Raw genomic sequence first — 15,853 nt, forward strand, 5'->3', positions numbered from 1 at the left:
GAGCGAATGTCGGGCGTCCCGCCTACCGTGGAGGAATGGCTCGCACCTCGTCCCCGTCCGGCGGCCGCGCCCCCGCGAAGGGGTCGCCGCGCTCGAAGGCCCCCGCTCCCGCACCCAAGCGCTACGTCGACGAGCCCGAGAAGCCCGCGATCGCCGTGCGCGCGTGGATGGCTGTGGCCCACGGGGTGGGGGGCATGTTCCGGGCGTTCGGTCCCGAGAGTCTCGAACGCGACCAGCGTCGTGACGGTTTCCCCTTCTTCCTTGTCGTGCTCGCCGTCATCGGCGCGGTCGTGGAGTGGTTCTTCATCGGAACCGATGCCGCGGCGCTCATCAGCGCGTACAGCTTCGGAGCGCTCGTCGGACGGGTGGCGTTCGTCCTCCCCGTCCTCCTGCTCCTTCTGGCCGGCTGGTTGTTCCGGCATCCCGCGTCGGTCCACGACAACGGCCGGGTCGGGATCGGGTTCGGCCTGCTGGTCGTCACGCTCGCGGGTTTCCTCCACGTCGCGGGCGACCGACCGGTCCCCAACCAGGGTGGCCTGCCGGCATTGAGCCCGGCGGGCGGTATCGCCGGGTGGATCATCGGTGAACCTCTCGCTCTCGTGCTGACCGCGGTCGGCGCCTACATCGCGTTGTCGCTGCTCGCGGTGCTCAGCATCCTGATCCTCACCAAGACGCCGCCCAACCGCATCGGCCGCCGGCTCGGCGACCTCTACGCGTGGATGTTCGGGGTCGAACGCACCGAAGGTGCCGACCGACCCGACCCGGCGACGAAGGTCCTGCCCGCCGACGGCGAAGACGAGCCGGCCGAGAAGTCCCTGCCCTGGTGGCGTCGCAACAAGTCCGGGCGCGAAGACGACACCGACGGCTCGCTCGGATCCGACGACCTCACCGAGCTGTTGTCCCCGGGCACGCCCCAGGGGGGCTTCGAGTCGGCCGTCGTGGCCCCCGAACCGGTGGCGCCGCGTGCGGCGACGCCCCCGCGGCCTCCGGCGCCCGAGGCGCTCACCGAAGTGCTTGACCCGCGCGTCCTTCAGGCGGCGGCGTCGGGCCGCGGTCTGCACGACGACTCCCCGATCGATGACGGCGTCGGCGACGACGAACTGCCCGGCATCTCGGGACTCGGCGGCGACAACGCCGGCGCACCCCCGGCGGCGAACTATCGTCTTCCCGCCGTCACGGCGCTGGCGAGCGGAACGCCGCCCAAGGCGCGCTCCGCCGCGAACGACGCGGTCGTCGCCGCCATCGAGAGCGTCATGCAGCAGTTCAAGGTCGACGCGCGCGTCACGGGTTTCTCACGCGGTCCAACGGTGACGCAGTACGAGATCGAGGTCGGCCCGGGCGTCAAGGTCGAGCGCATCACCGCCCTGACCAACAACATCGCCTACGCGGTCGCCTCCAACGAGGTGCGCATCCTCGCGCCCATCCCGGGCAAGAGCGCCATCGGCGTCGAGATCCCCAACGCCGACCGCGAGATCGTGACCCTGGGCGACATCCTCCGATCGGATGCCGCCACCAGCTCGACCCACCCGATGACCATCGGCGTCGGAAAAGACGTGGGCGGCGGCTTCGTCGTGGCCAACCTCGCCAAGATGCCGCACCTGCTGGTCGCCGGTTCCACCGGTTCCGGCAAGTCGAGCTTCGTCAACTCGATGATCACGAGCCTGCTCATGCGGGCGAAGCCGTCGGACGTGCGGATGGTGCTCATCGACCCCAAGCGCGTCGAGCTGACCTCCTACGCGGGTGTCCCGCACCTCATCACCCCCATCATCACGAATCCCAAGAAGGCCGCCGAGGCGCTGCAGTGGGTCGTGAAAGAAATGGACATGCGCTACGACGACCTCGCGTCGTTCGGCTTCCGGCACATCGACGACTTCAACCGCGCCGTCGTGGCGGGCGAACTGCAGCTGCCCGCGGGCAGCGAGCGCGTGCTCAAGCCGTACCCCTACCTTCTGGTGGTCGTCGACGAGCTCGCCGACCTGATGATGGTCGCGCCCCGCGACGTCGAGGATTCGATCGTGCGCATCACCCAGCTCGCGCGCGCGAGTGGCATCCACCTGGTCCTGGCGACGCAGCGCCCCTCGGTCGACGTCGTGACGGGCCTCATCAAGGCCAATGTGCCGTCGCGCCTCGCCTTCGCGGTCACGAGCGTCACCGACTCGCGCGTCATCCTCGACCAGCCGGGCGCCGACCGCCTGATCGGCCAGGGAGACGGACTCTTCCTCCCGATGGGGGCGTCGAAGGCGCTTCGCGTGCAGGGCGCCTGGGTGAGCGAGCAGGAGATCGAGAAGGTCGTCGCCCACGTCACGCAGCAGGCGCGTCCCGAGTATCGGTCCGACGTGCAGGCCGCGGCCGAGAAGAAGGAGATCGACGCCGACATCGGTGACGACCTCGAGCTGCTTCTCGCCGCCGCCGAGCTCGTCGTCTCGACCCAGTTCGGCTCGACCTCGATGCTGCAGCGCAAGCTGCGTGTCGGGTTCGCGAAGGCCGGTCGCCTGATGGACCTGCTCGAATCGCGCGAGATCGTCGGCCCGTCCGAGGGGTCCAAGGCGCGCGACGTGCTCGTCACCAATGAACAGCTGCCGGCGGTCCTCGCCCGGCTCCGCGGTGACGAGGCTCCCCCCGCTCCCACCGCGGCAGCCGACGACGATCGCTACGGCGACGACCCGATCGAAGCGCAGTTCGAGGGTCTCCCGGTCGTGAATCACGACGACGACGAAGGCTCCGAAGACGCCTGGCAGCTGACGGGGCGCGACTGATGGCCGTGCACCCTCAGGTCCCGAACGCGATCACCATCGCGCGCATCCTCTGCGCGCCCGTCTTCCTCTGGATGCTGCTGGCTGACGGCGGTGCGGGCGGCGGTCTGCGGTGGGCGGCCGGGGTGCTCTTCATCGTCGCCATCGCCACCGACGGCGTCGACGGATACATCGCGCGCCGCTACAACATCGTCAGCGACCTCGGGAAGCTGCTCGACCCCATCGCCGACAAGGTCCTCACGGGTGTCGCTTTCGTCGGCCTGTCGATCCTGGGCGAGCTGCCCTGGTGGGTGACGATCGTCGTGCTCGTGCGCGAGATCGGCATCACCGTCTACCGCTTCGTCGTCGTGAGCGACCACGTTCTCGCGGCCGCGTGGATGGGCAAGCTCAAGACCGTGTTCCAAGCCGTGGCGCTCTCGATCGCTCTCCTGCCGCTGGCGAGCCTGTCCGACGCCGAGGCCTGGCAGACGAGCGTGTGGTGGGCGAGCGTGGTGACGATGACGATCGCGGTCGTCCTCACCATCGCGTCGGGCATCGACTACGTCATCACCGAGGCACGCGCGGCACGAAAGGCGCGCGGCAGTCGATGATCGACAGCATCCCCGAGGACTTCGACGAGACCGTGGTGCGCACCCCTCGAGAGAGCGCCGCCCTGCTGGTGGACCGTCTGCGCGAACTCGGCTGGACCATCGCGGTCGCGGAATCGCTCACGGGCGGACTCGTCGTCTCCTCTCTCGTCGACATCGCCGGTGCATCCCGCGTGGTGCGCGGGGGAGTGGTGGCCTACGCGACGGATCTCAAGCACGGTGTGCTGGGCGTGGACCAGGCGCTGCTCGATGCGCACGGCGCCGTCCACCCTCGCGTCGCCCGACAGATGGCCCGGGGCGTGCGCGACGTGCTCGGTCGCGACGGGATCGCCGCCGACGTGGGCATCGCGACGACAGGCGTCGCCGGGCCTGACGAGCAGGACGGTCAGCCCGTCGGCACGGTTCACATCGCGGTGTCCACGCCCCTCGGCACGCGAGTCGACTCGCTCGTCATCGCGGGCGACCGTGATCGCGTGCGGCGTGAAACCGCTCACCTGGCCGTTCGACGCGCCCTCGCCGCCCTCTGATGGTCCACCGACGACGCGTCCAGCCGAGAAACGGGAACAAATGATCGCACATCTCCGTTTCGTTCAGCGATTCCCATCCGGTGCACAGCGCGCGGCATTAGGGTGACCACAGACGGTGTTTCACAGCTGTCCACTCGGACAGCGACGGAATCAGCAGTGAGGAGGGCCCCCAAATGATCCTGGTTCGTCAAGAGATCGGCGAAGTCCTGCGTGACCTCCGCCAGCAGAAGGGGCGCACCCTCCGCCAGGTCGCGAGCCGCGCCAGCGTCGCCCTCGGTTACCTCAGCGAGGTCGAGCGCGGTCAGAAAGAAGCCTCGAGCGAGATCCTCGCGTCGGTCGCAGAGGCGCTCGACGTGCCGATCTCGACCATCATGCGCGAGGTCGGCGACCGCCTCTCGGTGCTCGAGGGCCTGCAGACCTTCCCCGACGTCGTTCCCGACGAGCTCGTCGCATCCGTCGAGCCCGAGCTGTCGTTGCGCTGACCGCGCGACCATGCGTCGAAGCGAATTCGATCGCGCCGTCGCCGACGAGTTCGGTGCGCGTGGCGGATCACTGTTGACCGATCTCGTGCTGTCCGCCGTCGGCGGTCGCACGAGTGTCGACGCCCTCGCGGCGGGTGTCGATCCGCGTGAGGTGTGGCTGGCTCTGTGCGCCGAGACCGACGTGCCCGAGCATCGTCGGTACGGTGTCGGGCGGCTGGAGCCGCGGCGTTCCTGATGACGCCCCGACGCCGCGCCGAACCGCGTCAATCCGCGGTGCCGCGCCGGTGAGGGATGGTCACGGAACATCCGTCCACCTCGGAGCGGCGTGTCATCGAAACTACGTTCGATTGGGGGCGTAGTCTTCTTCACAGCAGGAGAAGTGACGCGGTCATCCCCAATCGGGGGCGCTTCCGGACGCCAATGTCGGAGGCCCTCCCTAACGTGGAGAACGTCGAACGACACCTGAACGCCTTGTCGGGTCGACCCACCGTCGGTGGGAGGCGCGACAGCCTATAGGCGACCGGAACGCACGCAGAAAGAAGATGTCATGCCCTCACCCGCAGAGCGCGAGAAGGCCCTCGAGTCGGCCCTCGCCCAGATCGACCGCCAGTTCGGAAAGGGCTCGGTCATGCGACTGGGCAGTGATGATCGCGCACCGATCGAAACCATCCCCACGGGCTCCGTGGCGCTCGATGTCGCTCTCGGCATCGGCGGCCTGCCGCGCGGCCGCATCATCGAGATCTACGGGCCCGAGTCCTCGGGTAAGACGACGCTGACGCTGCACGCGATCGCCAATGCGCAGCGCGCCGGAGGAATCGCCGCGTTCATCGACGCCGAGCACGCGCTGGATCCCGAATACGCCAAGAAGCTCGGGGTCGACATCGACGCCCTTCTCGTGTCGCAGCCCGACACGGGTGAGCAGGCCCTCGAGATCGCCGACATGCTGATCCGCTCGGGTGCGATCGACCTCGTCGTCATCGACTCGGTCGCCGCCCTCGTGCCCGAGGCCGAGATCAAGGGTGAGATGGGCGACTCGCACGTCGGCCTCCAGGCTCGCCTGATGTCGCAGGCCCTGCGCAAGCTCACCGGTGGCCTGAACACCACGAAGACGACCGCGATCTTCATCAACCAGCTGCGCGAGAAGATCGGTGTGTTCTTCGGTTCGCCCGAGACCACCGCCGGTGGAAAGGCGCTGAAGTTCTACGCGTCGGTCCGCCTCGACATCCGTCGCATCGAGACCCTGAAAGACGGCACCGAGGCCGTGGGAAACCGCACGCGTGTCAAGGTCGTGAAGAACAAGATGGCTCCGCCCTTCAAGCAGGCGGAGTTCGACATCCTCTACGGCGTGGGCATCTCGCGCGAGGGCAGCCTGATCGACTTCGGCGTGGAGCACGCGATCGTGAAGAAGTCGGGTGCCTGGTACACCTACGAGGGCGAGCAGCTCGGACAGGGCAAAGAGAACGCCCGCAACTTCCTCATCAAGAACCCCGACATCGCGGCCGAGATCGAGTCGAAGATCAAGACGAAGCTCGGTATCGGCGGGGCTCCTGCCGCCGCCTCCGCGGACGACGAGCTGGCCGCGCGACGCCCGGCCTGATGACCGACGACGACAACGGTTCCGGCCGTCGCCCGTTCAACCGATCGGGCGACGGCCGCCGGCCCGATAGGGCGACGGGGGCATCCGCGCGCGGCGACCGCGTCGTCCGCGGGCTCGCCGGTGCGGGCGACGGCGAGGGTCTCGCGCCCGTCACCCCCCTTTTCGGCGCGCGGGGGCGGCCCGTCGCGGCGCATCCTTCGTGGGGGGCCGGTCGCGCGACCGCGGCGGCGGACGACGCCGTCGACGCGGCCGATGCGCTCGGTGCCCGACGACCGCGACTCCGGCCCCTCCGCAGCCTGGGGGCGACGTCCGGCGAAGACGGGCAGACGGCGGGCGCTGACGACGCGGTGCGAGACCGCGCGGTCCGCGCCGACGAGACGCCGGCGGCGGAGATCCGCGAACGCGCCGAGGCTGTGCTCGTACGCAAGCTGAGGTCGCGGTCGCTGTCGCTGTCCGAGGCGCGCGGAGTGCTGCGGAGCATCGACGAGGTCGACGACGTCCTGGTCGACGAGATCGTCGACCACTTCGTCGACCTCGGCTATCTCGACGACGCGACATTCGCCGAGCAGCTGGCGATGTCCGCGGTCGAGAAGAAGGGCGAGGGTCGTCGCGCGGTCGCCGAGACTCTGCGAAAGCGGGGTATTCCTCGCGAGATCGCCGAGGCGGCGCTCGCGGCGCTCCCCGACGACGACGCGGAACGCGCACTGGAGTTCGCGCGGACGAAGGTTCGCGGCGTCGAGGGCGCGGAGTTCGACACAGCGCTGCGCCGCCTGGCCGGACAACTCGCCCGTCGCGGATACCCGTCGTCGATCGCGTTGACCGCCGCGCGAACGGCGTTGAGCGAAGCCGGCGTCGGACGCTCGCGATCGTTCACCCGCCCTGCATCGGGCGTGCGTTTCACCCCCGACGACTGATTGGAGGCGGTTCACGCGGATCCGGTCCGCGTCACGCGCGCTTGAGGTCTGCCTCACCCCGGCTCTCGTCCCGGCTCGTCCCCGCGGCCACCATGCGCCCCAGCTCTCGTCGAGAGGGTGCTCCGACCTTCGTGCGCGCCTGGTAGATGTGCGACTCCACCGTGCGTACGGACAGGAAGAGACGCCCGGCGATCTCGCGATTGGTCAGGCCCGCGCCGGCCAGCACGGCGATCTCCTGCTCGCGCGCGGTCAGGCCGCCCCAGCCTTCCGCGCGCGCCGCCGGTGGTGGCGCGTCGTCCGCGGCATCCTGTTCCGGCGTCTCGTCGCCATCCGTCGTCGACCACAGCGCGTGCAGGCGCAGTTCGTCGACGGGCAGTCCCTGTTCCGCCGCCGAGCGCGCCGATGCGCGGCGGACGGCATCCGCCGCCAGCGGCAGGTCGGTCGTCGCGGCGAGTTGCACGAGCTCGTCGACCTCGTCGTCCGTGGCCGCCTTGAGGGCCGTCAATCGGAACAGGTCGCGGATGCGCAGGGCGGCGGCCGAGCGTCCGCGCGTGAGATCCGCCGCGGCGCGGGCGGCGTTGCGTGCCGCAGCACGGCATCCCTCCGCCGCGAGAACGGTCGTCTGCACGTACAACCGGCTCCGGCGCAGCAGCGGTGCGCCGAGGTCGTCGAGTCGCCCGAGAATGGCGCGCGCCTCGCCGAGCCGGCCGGCCATCGCCAATTCGTCGGCGACGCCCAGTTCGATCATCGTCGCGTCGATGTCGGCGACGGCCGACGGCGTGCGCGACCTCGCCGATTCCAGCTCGCGACGCGATTCGACGGCGCGCCCCGCCCCCGCGAAAGCGATGGATGCCGCGGCGCCGGCGAGAGTCAATTCGGCGCTGTCGCCCTCGCGCGCGGTTGTCGCCAGTTCACGGTCGAGCGCGGCGCGCAGCGCGGTCCCGTCGGCGCCGGCGATCTGGTGCCCCGCCAGCATGAACATCACCGCGGACAGCCGGTCGCGAGCCCCGATCCCCTCGGGGGTCCGACGCGCGTCGAGCATGCGCTCGGCGCCTCGGTAGTACGTCCGCGCGTGTCGCCAGCGTCCCGCGACCGCCTCTGCCGTGCCCGCCGCGACGAGGGCGCGCAATCGCGCGGCGGGTGTCGCCGCCGCCTCGGCGACGGCGCGTCCCGCGGTCTCGGCTGCGGCACCCCAGTCGAGCTGGGCGCCCTCCCGCATGGCCTGGGCGAGCAGCTCCTCGACACGGGTGTCGGCGAGAGCGCGCTCGTGCGACGAGTGACCCGCGGATTCTCCCCCCTCGCACTCGGCGAGCGAGCGCGCGATGCGCAGCCGCACCCGCACGTCGGCGGCGTCGCCGGCAGGAGAGGTGGACGCGGCTTCCGTCGCGAGTTGGGCTTCGAGGCGCAGCGGGGCGGTGTCGGCGGCCCGTCGTCCGCGGGCCGCGTGCGCGGCGGCGTGCGCGGTGTCGCCGCGGTCATTCGCCTCCCGCGCGGCATCCAGTGCGACGCGTGCCCGCAGGGCGGGCGACAGATCGCTTTCGCCCGACGTCTCTGGACCGAGTCGGTGCCACCGCTGAGCGAGGGCCACCGCGACAGGGGGGCTCCACCATTCGTCGGCTTCGGCGAGCATCCGACGACCGGCATCGTGCACGAGAGCGTCGATGAGCGCTCCGCCGACGCGGCGCTGCGCCTCGTGGGCGATGAGATCGTTCGCGGAGAGGCGCCGCTGCGGGGATGCGTCCGCGTGCAGGGTGCCGCGCGCGACGAGAGCGTGGACGCTCTCCGCCTCGAGGAGTCGGGTGGCGACCGCCATGTCGAGACGGGGGAGGCGGCGGATCGCCGCAAGAGTCTTGAGGTCCACGAGCGGGAACTCGGCGACGTGGCGCTCCAGGGCGATCGCGAGGGGGCTGTGCGGGGTGATCGTTCGAGGTGCCGCGAGCGGGTCGCGCCCTGCTCGTGCGTCGTCCGCCGCCTGACGCATCAGGTGGTGCAGGAGTGCTCGCGACCCGTCGGCGCGCCACACCAGACCGGCACGTGTCGCACTGTCGAGCAGCCCGGCGTCGGCGAAGCCGTCGATGGCGGCGTAGCCCTCGTCATCGGTCAGGTCCGCGAGGTCGACGCGCTCGGTCAGCCCCTCGACCCCCAGGTCGAGGAAATATCGGCGCACCTCGTCCCGCTCATCGGCGGGTTCCAGGGCGCGCGGCCTCGCGGTGCGCAGCGCGAGCACCGCCGTCAGGCGGCGCGACGCGACCGCGCGCGCGATCGCGCGCGCGGTTGCCGGATCGAGCAGTTCGACGTCGTCGACCACGAGCACGCCGTCGACCACCTCGCCGTCGTTGTTCTCATCGCGCAGAGTGGACAGCGCGGGATGCGCGGCGGCATCCAGCGCGCCGTAGGGCACTGCCGACAGGATCGACGCGGCTCGCACCACGATCGTCCTCGTCCCGCGGCGCTGGATCTCGCCGATCGCCGCGCGAAGAGCGTGGCTGCGGCCACTGCCCCGCGGACCCGCCACGAGGACCGATGTCCCCCCGAGTGCCCGCACGGCCAGAGTCCTGGCATCCGGTCCCGCCGTGGCCGAACCCATCTTCATGCTGCCCCCCTGGCACCCGCGGGCACCGTGTTCCACAATATCGCGGTGCACGCAACGAAGTCCGGCCGGGAGGCGCAGGCTTCTGCCCGCTACACGACCGAAGCGGCGCACCAGCGCGCAGAAGACGTCACTGAGCGGGTGTGGAACCCGGCCGCTTAGACTTGCACGCATCATGACCACCCCTGTCTCGACCCCGACGCTGATCGCGCCGTCCCCCGCCGCGCAGGGCGCGCAGGGACCGCGTACGTACGAAGTCCGCACCTTCGGATGCCAGATGAACGTCCACGACTCCGAACGCCTCTCGGGCTCGCTCGAAAGCGCCGGCTACGTGCGCGCCGACGCCGGGACCGAGGCGGACGTCGTCGTCATCAACACCTGCGCCGTGCGCGACAACGCCGCGGGCAAGCTGTACGGCACGCTCGGGCACCTCAAGTCGCGCAAGGACGCGCGCGCGGGCATGCAGATCGCGGTCGGCGGGTGCCTCGCGCAGATGGACAAGGATGCCGTCCAGCAGAAGGCGCCGTGGGTCGACGTCGTCTTCGGCACGCACAACATGGGATCGCTGCCCGGCATGCTCGAGCGCGCGCGCCACAACGGCGAGGCCGAGCTCGAGATCCTCGAGTCGCTCGAGATCTTCCCGTCGACGCTGCCGACCAAGCGCGACTCCGTGCACAGCGGGTGGGTCTCGATCTCGGTCGGCTGCAACAACACGTGCACGTTCTGCATCGTGCCGAGCCTGCGCGGCAAAGAGAAGGACCGGCGGCCCGGCGACATCCTGAACGAGATCCGCCTGCTCGTCGACGACGGCGCAATCGAGGTCACCCTCCTCGGCCAGAACGTCAACTCCTACGGCGTGGAGTTCGGTGACCGTCTGGCGTTCGGCAAGCTCCTGCGCGCGGCCGGCGAGATCGAGGGTCTGGAGCGCATCCGCTTCACCAGCCCCCACCCCGCGGCCTTCACCGACGACGTCATCGCCGCCATGGCCGAGACCCCGGCGGTCATGCCGCAGCTGCACATGCCGCTGCAGTCGGGTTCCGACCGCATCCTCAAGGCCATGCGCCGGTCGTACCGCAGCGACAAGTTCCTCGGCATCCTGGATCGCGTCCGTGAGCAGATCCCGCACGCGGCCATCACGACCGACATCATCGTCGGGTTCCCGGGCGAGACCGAGGAGGACTTCCAAGAGACGCTACGCGTCGTCGAAGCGTCGCGATTCTCGAGCGCCTTCACCTTCCAGTACTCGATCCGCGAGGGCACACCGGCGGCGACCATGCCCGACCAGGTTCCCAAGGCCGTGGTGCAGGAGCGCTTCGAGCGCCTCGTCGCGCTGCAGGACCGCATCTCCGCCGAAGAGAACCTGAAGCAACTCGGTCGCACCCTCGAGGTGCTCGTGTCGACGGGCGAGGGCAAGAAGGATGCCGAAACGCACCGGCTCACCGGTCGCGCCGAAGACAACCGCCTGGTGCACTTCGAGCTGCCCGCGGGCTCGCCCGTGCCGCGCCCGGGGGATGTCGTGTCGGTCACGGTGACGCACGCCGCCCCCTTCCACCTGCTCGCCGACGCCCCCGACGGCGCCCCCCTGCGCATCCGTCGCACCCGCGCGGGCGACGCCTGGGACCGCTCGCAGGCCGAGTCGTGCGGTGTGCCCGCTCCGGCGGGGGAGGCCGGCGGCCCGCGCGCGGTGTCACTGGGGCTTCCCACCCTGCGCGTCGGCGTGTGACCGAGCCCCGGCTCTGGGCGGTCGTCGGGGCCACGGGGACCGGCAAGACCGGCCTCTCCCTCGACCTCGCCGAGGCGCTCACCGCTCGCGGACGCCCCGCGGAGATCGTCAACGCCGACGCCATGCAGCTCTACCGCGGCATGGACATCGGAACCGCGAAGATCCCCGTCGACGAGCGTCGTGGCATCCCGCATCACCTGTTCGACGCGCTGGCCGTGACCGACGACGCCGCGGTGGCCTGGTATCAGGATGCCGCCCGCGCGGCCATCCGCGCCGCGCACGGCCGCGGCGCGGATGCGATCCTCGTCGGGGGTTCCGGCCTGTACGTGTCCAGCGTGCTGTGGGACTTCCGCTTCCCCCCGCGCGACGAGGCGTTGCGGGCGCGGCTCGAGGCGGAGCTCGAGAGCGAGGGCGCGGGAGCGCTCTACGCCCGCCTGCGTCGAGCCGACCCGGCTGCCGCCGAGCGTATCGACGCGCGCAACGGCCGCCGCGTCGTGCGGGCCCTGGAGGTGTTGGCGCAGGGAGGCGAGACGCACGGAGGCGCCCTGCCCGAGGAACCGGTGCTCTGGCACCCGTCGACACGCATCCTCGCCACGCGCATCGACCGCGACGAGCTGGTTCCGCTGCTCGACGCCCGCGTCGAGAGTATGTGGGCGGGGGGGATGGTCGACGAGGTCGCGGCGCTGCGCGCCGAGGGGCTCGAGCGCGGCGTGACCGCGGGACGCGCGATCGGCTACGCCCAGGCCCTCGGCCAACTGCGCGGCGATCTGACCCGCGACGAGGCCGTCGCCGAGACACAGGCGCTCACGCGGCGCTATGCCCGTCGGCAGGTCTCGTGGTTCCGACGCTACGCCGGGGCCGAATGGGTCGATGCGCGGACGGTGGATGCCGGGGTCGTGGCATCCGGAGCGGGGGAGCGGCCGTGATCGGGATCCGCGCCTTCGCCTCGACCGATGAAGACGCCGTCGTCGCGCTCTGGGAGGAGGCGGGACTCACGCGCCCGTGGAACGACCCGCGGGTGGACATCCGCCGCAAACTCACCGTTCAGCCCGAACTGTTCCTCGTCGCCGTCGAAGACCGTCGGGTGATCGGCAGCGTCATGGCCGGCTACGACGGGCATCGCGGCTGGCTGTACTACCTCGCCACGGCCCCGTCGTCCCGCGGCCGCGGTGTGGCCCGCGCGCTGGTCGCCGAGGCCGAACGGCTGCTCGAGGCGATGGGCTGCCCCAAGGTGCAGCTCATGGTGCGTCCCGACAACACCGGTGCCCGCGGGCTGTACGACGCGCTCGGGTACGAGCCGTTCGACACCTGGGCGACCGGCAAGCGCCTCATCGTCGACGACCTCGGCGGAGGGTCCGCCTCGGCTCCCTAGACTGGATGCATGGCGACTCTCGCGTTCACCAAGGGCCACGGCACCGGCAACGACTTCGTGGTGGTGGCCGACCCCGACGGGGAGCTCGACCTCTCCGACGCGCAGATCGCGGCCCTGTGCGACCGGCACTTCGGCATCGGTGCCGACGGTCTGCTGCGCGTCGTGCGTTCGACGGCGATCGACGAGGGGGCGGATGCCGCGGCGTCCGGCGCCGAATGGTTCATGGACTACCGCAACGCCGACGGTTCGAAGGCCGAGATGTGCGGCAACGGCACCCGTGTCTTCGCGCGGTACCTCACCGACACCGGACTCGCCTCGATCGACGAGGGGCTCCGCATCGGCACCCGAGCCGGGGTGAAGACGCTCACGCGCAGCGACCGCGGCTTCGAGGTCGACCTCGGCGTGTTCACCGTGGATGCCGACGAGACCCTCGTGCGCGCCAAGGGACTTCCGGTCGCGCGTCCGGGCGTCGGCATCGACGTCGGCAACCCGCACGTGGTGGTCGCGCTGTCATCCGACGCCGAGCTCGACGGACTCGACCTGGTTTATCAGCCGGTGCTGGATCCTGCTCCGCGGCACGGGGCGAACGTCGAGTTCGTCGTGCCCGCCGATCCGCTGGTGCGCGACGGCGTGGGAGCCATCCGCCTGCGCGTGTTCGAGCGCGGCGTCGGCGAGACGCTGAGCTGCGGCACGGGCGTCGCCGCGGCGGCGCTCGCCGTACGGCACTGGGCGGGTGCGGCCGCACCCGATCACTGGATCGTCGACACCCCGGGTGGAACGCTCGGCGTGCGGGTGTCCGACGGGCGGGTCTTCCTCTCGGGTCCGGCGTCGCTGGTGTTCACCGGCGAGGTCGCCCTCGCCTGAGATCCGCCTCGCGCTGCCGGGGGATCGCGAGCAGACGATCAGCCCGAGCGTGCGTGGACGGTGAGCGCGCAACTGCCCGGATGACGTGCGCTTCGGCATCCGGCCGGGTGTGTCTACGGCGTGCGCGCGGTATCGCACACGACGTGCGCTCTCGGTATCCGGCCGGACGCGGGTACTGCCGCGGTCAGGCGATGACGTCGATCGGCTCGCTGGGCGGCGACCCGTGCTTGCGTACCCGCAGAACGCGGAAACCACGGCCGGTCGCGGCCCGCTGCACGCTGTAGCCGTCGGCGAAGGTTGCGGCCAGCCAGCGCTGCAGCGAGTCGGAGCCGAGGTTGCGCTGCACCACGAACCATCCGTCGGAGCGCTCCGACAGGCGCGGAATCCAGTGCTGCAGCATTCCGTGCAGTTCGTTCTTGCCCACGCGGATCGGCGGGTTGGAGCGGATGGTGCGGAACGACACATCGTCGGGAACATCTTCCGGACGGACGGCGTTGATGTTGGTGAGGCCCGACGCCTGCGCGTTGCGCCTCACGAGATCGAGAGCACGCTCGTTGACGTCGACCGCCCACACGGTCGCGTGCGGTGAGGCGAGCGCGAGCGACAACGAGATCGGACCCCACCCGCACCCCAGGTCGAGGACGTGCCCGCCGGCGGGAGGGGGAGGGGTGTTGGCCAGCAGCACTCCGGTACCGGCATCCACATGATCGGGGCTGAAGACGCCGCCCGCCGTGACCACCTCGAGCTCACGACCGGCGAGCGTCACGCGGATGCGGCGGAGCTGCTCGGGACTCGACGGCGACGCGCTGAAGTAGTGCTCGCTCCCCATGCCCCCAGGATATCGGACCGGCCCCCCGGGCGCCGGGACGGATAAAGTGCCAGAACACGCGGAAACACCCGCGAACGGAAGGAACACATGACCGAACAGACCACACCCCCGAGCACCGACGCGTCCGCCGTGGATCCGGTGGACCGTGTGCTGTCGCGCGCCGAAGCGCACCGCGGGGTCCGGGTCTTCGGTGCAGCGCAAGCGCTCCAGGACGCCACGACCGCGTACGGCGGCGACGCCGACGGCGACCAGTGGGATCGCGAAGAGCGTGCGGCCCTGCGGCGCGTCGTCGGCCTCTCGACCGAACTCGAAGACGTCACCGAGGTCGAGTACCGCCAGCTGCGCCTCGAGAACGTCGTGCTCGTCGGCGTGCACCCGCAGGGTGAGCAGACGGATGCCGAGAACTCGCTGCGCGAACTCGCGGCGCTGGCCGAGACGGCCGGTGCCGTCGTGCTCGACGGCGTGCTGCAACGGCGTCCGCACCCCGATCCGGCGACGTACGTCGGTCGCGGCAAGGCGGCGGAGTTGCGCGACATCGTCGCCGCGGTCGGCGCCGACACCGTCATCGCCGACACCGAACTCGCGCCGAGCCAGCGTCGCGCGCTCGAAGATGTCGTGAAGGTGAAGGTGATCGACCGCACGACGGTGATCCTCGATATCTTCAGCCAGCACGCCAAGAGCCGCGAAGGAAAGGCGCAGGTCGAATTGGCCCAGCTCGAGTACCTCCTCCCGCGTCTGCGCGGATGGGGTGACTCGATGTCGCGCCAGGCCGGTGGCCAGGTCGGTGCCGGCGGCGCCGGCATGGGCTCGCGCGGACCGGGTGAGACGAAGATCGAGCTCGATCGCCGTCGCATCCGCACCAAGATGGCCCTGCTGCGCAAGCAGCTGCGCGACTTCGCCCCCGCCCGCGAGGCCAAGCGCGCCGAGCGCAAGCGTCACACGATCCCGTCGGTCGCCATCGCCGGCTACACCAACGCCGGCAAGTCCAGCCTGCTCAACCGCCTCACCAGCGCGGGCGTGCTGGTCGAGAACGCCCTGTTCGCGACCCTGGATGCCACCGTCCGCCGTTCCGAGACGAGCGACGGACGCGTGTACACGCTGACCGACACGGTGGGCTTCGTGCGCAACCTGCCGCATCAGCTCGTGGAGGCGTTCCGGTCGACGCTGGAGGAGGTCGGCGACGCCGACGTCATCCTGCACGTGGTGGACGCCTCGCACCCCGACCCGGCGGCGCAGCTCATGACGGTGCGCGACGTGATGGGCGACGTCGACGCGAACTTCGGACAGGAGATCGTCGTCTTCAACAAGGCCGACCTGGTCGGCGAAGACGATCGGCTCGTGCTGCGCGGACTCGCGCCCAAGGCGAAGTTCGTCTCGTCTCGCACCGGCGAGGGCATCGACGAACTGCGCGCGGCCATCGAAGAAGCGCTGCCGCTGCCCGCCGTCGAGGTGCAGGCGGTCGTGCCCTACGACCGCGGCGACCTCGTCTCGGCCGTCCACGAGAGCGGGCTCATCGTGGCGCAGGAGCACCGCGAGACCGGGACGTTCCTGCACGCCCACGTCGGTGCGCGCCTCGCGGCGGAGCTGGAGCCGTACGCCGCCTGAACCCCGTGCC

Annotated in this window: 14 protein-coding genes; 12 read left to right on the top strand and 2 right to left on the bottom strand. The window is 70.8% G+C overall.

Annotated features, from left to right (window positions below; genetic code table 11):
• The first annotated feature begins 35 nt into the window (after positions 1 to 35).
• The 7 genes from AS029_RS09200 (at position 36) to AS029_RS09230 (ending at position 6,860) form a co-directional block, all read left to right on the top strand.
• Positions 36 to 2,756: an FtsK/SpoIIIE family DNA translocase gene (locus AS029_RS09200; protein WP_058232289.1), complete on the top strand. Its 2,721-nt coding sequence runs from the start codon at positions 36 to 38 to the stop codon at positions 2,754 to 2,756.
• Positions 2,756 to 3,343, top strand: coding sequence for a CDP-diacylglycerol--glycerol-3-phosphate 3-phosphatidyltransferase (pgsA, locus tag AS029_RS09205; RefSeq protein ID WP_058232290.1), 588 nt, complete (start codon positions 2,756 to 2,758; stop codon positions 3,341 to 3,343). The genes AS029_RS09200 and pgsA overlap by 1 nt, the downstream gene beginning before the upstream one ends.
• Entirely contained in the window at positions 3,340 to 3,867 is a 528-nt protein-coding gene (locus AS029_RS09210; protein ID WP_058232291.1) for a CinA family protein, read from the top strand. Before pgsA ends, AS029_RS09210 begins: the two co-directional genes overlap by 4 nt.
• A 173-nt stretch (positions 3,868 to 4,040) precedes the next feature.
• A complete protein-coding gene (locus AS029_RS09215) occupies positions 4,041 to 4,349 on the top strand; it encodes a helix-turn-helix domain-containing protein (protein WP_055835145.1) in 309 nt (102 codons plus the stop codon).
• Between the two features lie 10 nt (positions 4,350 to 4,359).
• The gene (locus tag AS029_RS09220; protein ID WP_058232292.1) at positions 4,360 to 4,584 is read left to right on the top strand and encodes a DUF3046 domain-containing protein; all 225 of its coding nucleotides are present in this window, start codon (positions 4,360 to 4,362) and stop codon (positions 4,582 to 4,584) included.
• Between the two features lie 312 nt (positions 4,585 to 4,896).
• Positions 4,897 to 5,946 (top strand): recombinase RecA, encoded by a 1,050-nt coding sequence (gene recA / locus AS029_RS09225; RefSeq protein WP_058232293.1) that lies wholly within the window; start codon positions 4,897 to 4,899, stop codon positions 5,944 to 5,946.
• Positions 5,946 to 6,860 (top strand): regulatory protein RecX, encoded by a 915-nt coding sequence (locus AS029_RS09230; RefSeq protein WP_058232294.1) that lies wholly within the window; start codon positions 5,946 to 5,948, stop codon positions 6,858 to 6,860. The genes recA and AS029_RS09230 overlap by 1 nt, the downstream gene beginning before the upstream one ends.
• A 31-nt stretch (positions 6,861 to 6,891) precedes the next feature.
• Here AS029_RS09230 and AS029_RS09235 read toward each other — a convergent pair whose 3' ends face one another.
• A complete protein-coding gene (locus AS029_RS09235; RefSeq protein ID WP_058232295.1) occupies positions 6,892 to 9,453 on the bottom strand; it encodes a helix-turn-helix transcriptional regulator in 2,562 nt (853 codons plus the stop codon).
• Positions 9,454 to 9,625: 172 nt separating this feature from the next.
• Between AS029_RS09235 and miaB the strand changes: the two genes are divergently transcribed.
• Genes miaB through dapF form a run of 4 tightly spaced genes read left to right on the top strand, consistent with a single transcriptional unit; the run spans position 9,626 to position 13,409 of the window.
• Positions 9,626 to 11,173, top strand: coding sequence for a tRNA (N6-isopentenyl adenosine(37)-C2)-methylthiotransferase MiaB (miaB, locus tag AS029_RS09240; protein WP_058232296.1), 1,548 nt, complete (start codon positions 9,626 to 9,628; stop codon positions 11,171 to 11,173).
• Positions 11,170 to 12,099 (top strand): tRNA (adenosine(37)-N6)-dimethylallyltransferase MiaA, encoded by a 930-nt coding sequence (miaA, locus tag AS029_RS09245; protein ID WP_058232297.1) that lies wholly within the window; start codon positions 11,170 to 11,172, stop codon positions 12,097 to 12,099. Before miaB ends, miaA begins: the two co-directional genes overlap by 4 nt.
• Positions 12,096 to 12,545 (top strand): GNAT family acetyltransferase, encoded by a 450-nt coding sequence (locus AS029_RS09250; RefSeq protein WP_228375916.1) that lies wholly within the window; start codon positions 12,096 to 12,098, stop codon positions 12,543 to 12,545. Before miaA ends, AS029_RS09250 begins: the two co-directional genes overlap by 4 nt.
• 9 nt (positions 12,546 to 12,554) lie before the next feature.
• On the top strand, positions 12,555 to 13,409 hold the full coding sequence (gene dapF, locus AS029_RS09255; protein ID WP_058232298.1) for a diaminopimelate epimerase: 855 nt from the start codon (positions 12,555 to 12,557) through the stop codon (positions 13,407 to 13,409).
• A 184-nt stretch (positions 13,410 to 13,593) separates the two neighbouring features.
• On the opposite strand, the gene AS029_RS09260 is transcribed toward dapF, so the two are convergent.
• Positions 13,594 to 14,238, bottom strand: coding sequence for a class I SAM-dependent methyltransferase (locus AS029_RS09260; RefSeq protein WP_058232299.1), 645 nt, complete (start codon positions 14,236 to 14,238; stop codon positions 13,594 to 13,596).
• An 87-nt stretch (positions 14,239 to 14,325) separates the two neighbouring features.
• On the opposite strand from AS029_RS09260, the gene hflX reads away from it, so the two are divergent.
• Positions 14,326 to 15,843 (top strand): GTPase HflX, encoded by a 1,518-nt coding sequence (gene hflX / locus AS029_RS09265; protein WP_058232300.1) that lies wholly within the window; start codon positions 14,326 to 14,328, stop codon positions 15,841 to 15,843.
• Positions 15,844 to 15,853 lie beyond the last annotated feature (10 nt).

The organism is Microbacterium enclense (genome assembly GCF_001456955.1).
GTDB classification, from domain to species: domain Bacteria; phylum Actinomycetota; class Actinomycetes; order Actinomycetales; family Microbacteriaceae; genus Microbacterium; species Microbacterium enclense.